Below are 6413 nucleotides of genomic sequence, written 5' to 3' on the forward strand. Positions count from 1 at the left end.
GACGGAGCGGCAATTTATCAGGCAATCAGACAGAATGCACAGGCTTTATCTCAGCAAATGCAGGGAGCTTTAGAACCGAACGGATTTAAAGACGGATACGGAATTTCAAATGCATACATTTTAATTCCTGCGTTCCGGGCTGCAGTTGAAGGTAAAACGGTAAAAGAAATGAAAAACCCTAAAAAAGCAGGGCTTCCGATTCCAAACTGGAAGATCACTTACTCAGGATTGAGAAATATCCCGATCATTAACGGACAGTTCTCCAAGTTTGATCTTTTGCATTCTTATCAGGCGACTTATACAGCAACAGGAATTCAGTCGAGTATCGATTCCTTCAACAGTCTTAATTCTTACAATGCAACGCAGAGAGATATTAATGATGATTATATCAATCCGTTCACTTTTGCTCAGGTAGGTTACGTAGAAAACTTCTCGCCGCTGATTGGAGTAGATATGACGATGAGAAACAATATCCAGTTGGGTATTCAGTATAATAGGTTAAGAACATTGTTACTGGGATTGGTCAACCATACTTTAACAGAGGATTCAAACAGCGAATATGTTGTAAGAGTAGGATATATCATCAGAAACTTCAGACTGGGAATGACGAACGTGAGAGGAAGAGGAAAAGCGAAAGGAAGCGACCTTAATATCAGAGGGGATTTTTCACTGAGAGACAGTAAAACCAGTATTACGAATATTCTGCTTGATGATTCTCAGATTACCGGAGGACAGAGACTGATGAATATTAAAGTGTCAGCAGATTATAATGTCTCTGAAAACCTTAATCTTAGAGTATTCTATGAGCAGATGACTTCTAAATACAAAATCTCTACCGCGTTCCCGCTGTCAACGATCAGAGCAGGTATTTCTGCAACGTTTACATTCGGAAACTCAGGAGGTTTCTAATTAGAACGAAAATAAATTTAAATGTCTCTCAGTTTTTGAGGGACATTTTTTATATCCGATATTTGAACCTTCTGGAATTTTGAATACATTTGTACAAATAAAAAATTAAAAATGAACACACCATTAGAATTAAAGTACACGAAAGATCACGAATGGATCAAGATTGAAGGAAACATTGCTACAATCGGTATTACAGACTTCGCACAGGGAGAATTGGGAGATATCGTTTACGTAGATGTAGACACTGTAGATGATGATCTTGAAGGGGGTGCGGTTTTCGGAAGTGTAGAAGCTGTAAAAACAGTTTCAGATTTATTCTTGCCAATCTCAGGAAAAGTGATCGAATTCAACTCAGAATTGGAAGATCAGCCGGAATTATTAAATTCAGATCCTTATGGGAACGGATGGATCATCAAATTAGAAGTTGCTGAAGGTGCAGATCATTCAGAATTACTTTCTGCGGAAGAATACCAGTCAATCATTGGATAAGATTTCAAAAATATTCAGTAAGATATTGCCCATTTATTGGGCATTTCTTACTTATATGCTCCTCAAGCCCGGTGAAGAAAACCACGAATATTGGTTTATGTTCAGCGGTATAGACAAGATTTTGCATCTAAGCATCTTTGCAGCATTAGGTTTCCTTTTTATTGCTGCTTTTCCAAAAATCCGTTTTTACTATTTCATTCAGATCATTTTGCTTTACGCATTTCTTACCGAGATCCTTCAGGAAGAAATGGGATTGGGAAGGTCAATGGAAACTTTAGATATTGTTGCCGACACGGTGGGCTGCTTAATAGGATACTATTTTTATAAAATTCTAGCCAAGCGATTTCTTTAATTGCCCCTAAAAAAAGGTTGTTTAAAGTAACAAATCGATCTTAAAAAATATCACCTTTGTTTTAGAACTTTCTCCCCTTCAAAAATTCCTTTCTTTATAAGAAGCTATTTCCCGCTATCCACTTTATCTTTTGGGTTACGGGCTCCGCTTCGCTCCGCCCGCAACCCAAAAGGATGCCGTTCCTATCGGGCCTAAATTTCGGAAACCTTATTGAAATGCCGACAGACCTTTCATTTGTAGGTGCCTCAAGAGATGCTAATCTTATACTGGATTTTTAAATACATATATAATAAAGAAAAGAGACGATCTCAAAAGTCAATACTTAACTTTTTCAATAAACCTTTCCTCTTTAACTCCTTTTTTCACCCATAGACTTCCTCCTTTCCCTTATTTGAATCCTCAAACCCATCCATTCTCCCATTCAATCCAACAAAATTTTCCTGCAGAACGCAATATTTCCGTCTTTTTTCCATGATTTCACTGCCCGTTCAATGGTTTTTCAAAATCAAAAATATCAAATCGTTTAATGTGGAAAACTATGGATATTCCTATAAAGATAAATAAACCAGTGTTTTAGAGCATGAAGTTACCCACAATCGTGTATATGGCTTAAATATTATGTTAAATATATTTGGAAGCGGAGGGTTAAAGTCTCTATCTTTGCCCCACTGAAAAACGATAGAGCATCAGTAAGCGCAGAAGAGCTTTTTAGCTAAGCAATATTACTTAATGAATCCTGAGGGAAGACGGTAAAAGTCTTTTTAAAGCTACAGATTAAAGCGGGTTTTATTTTAAACTTTTTTTTTAAAAAATATAAAATAAGATTTGCGGGAATGAAAAAGATTTGTATCTTTGCAGTCCCTAAACGGGGAAGCGCAGGAGAGTATAGATTGAGTGTTTAGAGAGGGGTTAAGGTTACAGAAAAAAAACTTTAAAATTTTCTTGAAAAACATTTGGTCACATCAAAATAAGTTATTACTTTTGCACTCGCAAATACGAAACGAAAACGACAGATAATGAGTTTTGTAGGAAGCGGAAGAAATGAAGATCATTGACATACAATATAACAACCAAGTAAGGAAAAACTAAAGCGTCAAAACTTTGAGTGAGTCAGACAAACATACAATGGAGAGTTTGATCCTGGCTCAGGATGAACGCTAGCGGGAGGCCTAACACATGCAAGCCGAGCGGTAGAGATTCTTCGGAATCTTGAGAGCGGCGCACGGGTGCGGAACACGTGTGCAACCTGCCTTTATCTGGGGGATAGCCTTTCGAAAGGGAGATTAATACCCCATAATATACTGAGTGGCATCACTTATTATTGAAAACTCCGGTGGATAGAGATGGGCACGCGCAAGATTAGATAGTTGGTGAGGTAACGGCTCACCAAGTCAATGATCTTTAGGGGGCCTGAGAGGGTGATCCCCCACACTGGTACTGAGACACGGACCAGACTCCTACGGGAGGCAGCAGTGAGGAATATTGGACAATGGGTGAGAGCCTGATCCAGCCATCCCGCGTGAAGGACGACGGCCCTATGGGTTGTAAACTTCTTTTGTACAGGGATAAACCTTTCCACGTGTGGAAAGCTGAAGGTACTGTACGAATAAGCACCGGCTAACTCCGTGCCAGCAGCCGCGGTAATACGGAGGGTGCAAGCGTTATCCGGATTTATTGGGTTTAAAGGGTCCGTAGGCGGATCTGTAAGTCAGTGGTGAAATCTCATAGCTTAACTATGAAACTGCCATTGATACTGCAGGTCTTGAGTAAGGTAGAAGTAGCTGGAATAAGTAGTGTAGCGGTGAAATGCATAGATATTACTTAGAACACCAATTGCGAAGGCAGGTTACTATGTCTTAACTGACGCTGATGGACGAAAGCGTGGGGAGCGAACAGGATTAGATACCCTGGTAGTCCACGCTGTAAACGATGCTAACTCGTTTTTGGGTTTTCGGATTCAGAGACTAAGCGAAAGTGATAAGTTAGCCACCTGGGGAGTACGAACGCAAGTTTGAAACTCAAAGGAATTGACGGGGGCCCGCACAAGCGGTGGATTATGTGGTTTAATTCGATGATACGCGAGGAACCTTACCAAGACTTAAATGGGAATTGACAGATTTAGAAATAGATCCTCCTTCGGGCAATTTTCAAGGTGCTGCATGGTTGTCGTCAGCTCGTGCCGTGAGGTGTTAGGTTAAGTCCTGCAACGAGCGCAACCCCTGTCACTAGTTGCCATCATTCAGTTGGGGACTCTAGTGAGACTGCCTACGCAAGTAGAGAGGAAGGTGGGGATGACGTCAAATCATCACGGCCCTTACGTCTTGGGCCACACACGTAATACAATGGCCGGTACAGAGGGCAGCTACACAGCGATGTGATGCAAATCTCGAAAGCCGGTCTCAGTTCGGATTGGAGTCTGCAACTCGACTCTATGAAGCTGGAATCGCTAGTAATCGCGCATCAGCCATGGCGCGGTGAATACGTTCCCGGGCCTTGTACACACCGCCCGTCAAGCCATGGAAGTCTGGGGTACCTGAAGTCGGTGACCGTAATAGGAGCTGCCTAGGGTAAAACAGGTAACTAGGGCTAAGTCGTAACAAGGTAGCCGTACCGGAAGGTGCGGCTGGAACATCTCATTTTAGAGCGTCTTAAAGACGAAAAACAAAATTAGTACGCAAGTACACAGTACTTACTTAAAGTAAAGCTTTAGTTTTTTATTTGGTTGATATATCATAATACACACCCACTAGAAATTAGTAAAAGGGAAAGAGATTGAGAAATGAAGAATGGGAAAAAGTATATTACTTATAACTCATCACCCATTACTCATACAAAGTCTCGTAGCTCAGCTGGTTAGAGCGCTACACTGATAATGTAGAGGTCGGCAGTTCGAGCCTGCCCGAGACTACTAATTAAGGCGGCTGGCAAATCGCTTATGGCTGATGGCAAAAAAAGCCAACAGCAATTAGCAAAAAGCCAACAGCACCTAGAGGGGGAATTAGCTCAGCTGGCTAGAGCGCCTGCCTTGCACGCAGGAGGTCAAGGGTTCGACTCCCTTATTCTCCACCATCATAGATGGTTTAATTTTAAAAAAGCAGATAGAGCCAAAAACAATATTTGCGAATTAGATCAGAAGTAGAAATAAGATCATTGACATTAACGGTAAAGACATCACAAAGAGAAAACCGAGCACTTATAAGTGCTTGAGTAACCTAAAAATAGGAAAGAAATCGTTAAGGGCGTATGGCGGATGCCTAGGCTTTCAGAGGCGACGAAGGACGTGGTAAGCTGCGAAAAGCTGCGGGGATTGGCACACACGAATTGATCCGCAGATGTCCGAATGGGGCAACCCAATACATTGAAGATGTATTACCTCTTAGGAGGAGCAAACCCGGAGAACTGAAACATCTAAGTACCCGGAGGAAAAGAAATCGAAGAGATTCCGTAAGTAGTGGCGAGCGAAAGCGGATTAGCCCAAAAGTCTTTATATGTTTAATAGAATGTTCTGGAAAGAACAGCCGTAGAGGGTGATAGCCCCGTATATGAAAGGCATACATAGATGATAAATGAGTAGGGCGGGACACGTGAAATCCTGTCTGAATATGGGGGGACCATCCTCCAAGGCTAAATACTCCTGAAAGACCGATAGTGAACAAGTACTGTGAAGGAAAGGTGAAAAGCACTTCGAATAGAAGGGTGAAATAGAACCTGAAACCGTACGCCTACAAGCGGTCGGAGCAGATTAATTCTGTGACGGCGTGCCTTTTGCATAATGAGCCTACGAGTTAATTTTACTAGCGAGGTTAAGTAATTAAGTTACGGAGCCGGAGCGAAAGCGAGTCTGAATAGGGCGCATAGTTAGTAGGATTAGACGCGAAACCTTGTGATCTACCCATGGGCAGGTTGAAGCTTTGGTAACACAAAGTGGAGGACCGAACCGGTTGACGTTGAAAAGTCTTCGGATGACCTGTGGGTAGGGGTGAAAGGCCAATCAAACTGGGAGATAGCTCGTACTCTCCGAAATGCATTTAGGTGCAGCGTCGTATATAAGTTTATTAGAGGTAGAGCTACTGATTGGATGCGGGGGTTTCACCGCCTACCAATTCCTGACAAACTCCGAATGCTAATAAATGTTCTACGGCAGTGAGGGCATGGGTGCTAAGGTCCATGTCCGAGAGGGAAAGAACCCAGACCAACAGCTAAGGTCCCCAAATTTCTGTTAAGTTGAAGCAACGCGGTTGGACTGCATTGACAGCTAGGATGTTGGCTTGGAAGCAGCCATTCATTTAAAGAGTGCGTAACAGCTCACTAGTCGAGCGGTCCGGCATGGATAATAATCGGGCATAAACAGAATACCGAAGCTATGGATTTATAATTAATTATATCTGGTAGGAGAGCATTCTATCGGCGCCGAAGCAGTATCGTGAGGTATTGTGGAGCTTATAGAAAAGAAAATGTAGGCATAAGTAACGATAAAGGGGGCGAGAAACCCCCTCACCGAAAGACTAAGGTTTCCTCAGCCATGCTAATCAGCTGAGGGTTAGTCGGGACCTAACGCGAACCCGAAAGGGGTAGTGGATGGACAATGGGTTAATATTCCCATACTTGCTCACACTAAAAAGGGGACGGTTCGATGTAGCTATTGAAGACGGACGGAAGTGTC

2 protein-coding genes, 2 tRNA genes, 2 rRNA genes and 1 pseudogene are annotated in these 6413 nt (G+C 42.3%); all 7 read left to right on the top strand.

Annotation, left to right across the window (positions count from 1 at the left end):
- Positions 1 to 909: pseudogene (locus WFK35_RS19345) on the top strand (cell surface protein SprA); the annotation flags it as partial.
- Positions 910 to 1020: 111 nt separating this feature from the next.
- Complete coding sequence (gene gcvH / locus WFK35_RS19350; RefSeq protein WP_336733997.1) at positions 1021 to 1398, top strand: glycine cleavage system protein GcvH; 378 nt, start codon at positions 1021 to 1023, stop codon at positions 1396 to 1398.
- The gene (locus tag WFK35_RS19355) at positions 1391 to 1750 is read left to right on the top strand and encodes a VanZ family protein (RefSeq protein WP_235132886.1); all 360 of its coding nucleotides are present in this window, start codon (positions 1391 to 1393) and stop codon (positions 1748 to 1750) included. Before gcvH ends, WFK35_RS19355 begins: the two co-directional genes overlap by 8 nt.
- Positions 1751 to 2872: 1122 nt before the next feature.
- Positions 2873 to 4389: ribosomal RNA gene (locus WFK35_RS19360) — 16S ribosomal RNA — on the top strand.
- A 195-nt stretch (positions 4390 to 4584) separates the two neighbouring features.
- Positions 4585 to 4658: transfer RNA gene (locus WFK35_RS19365), tRNA-Ile, on the top strand.
- Positions 4659 to 4742: 84 nt separating this feature from the next.
- Positions 4743 to 4819, top strand: a tRNA-Ala gene (locus WFK35_RS19370).
- Between the two features lie 154 nt (positions 4820 to 4973).
- A 23S ribosomal RNA gene (locus tag WFK35_RS19375) occupies positions 4974 to 6413 on the top strand; the annotation flags it as partial.

Source organism: Chryseobacterium sp. VD8 (assembly GCF_037149975.1).
GTDB classification, from domain to species: domain Bacteria; phylum Bacteroidota; class Bacteroidia; order Flavobacteriales; family Weeksellaceae; genus Chryseobacterium; species Chryseobacterium indicum.

Excerpts from the sequence above, each read along its gene's own strand:
- gcvH (WP_336733997.1), top strand. The coding sequence starts at position 1,021 with ATGAACACACCATTAGAATTAAAGTACACGAAAGATCACGAATGGATC.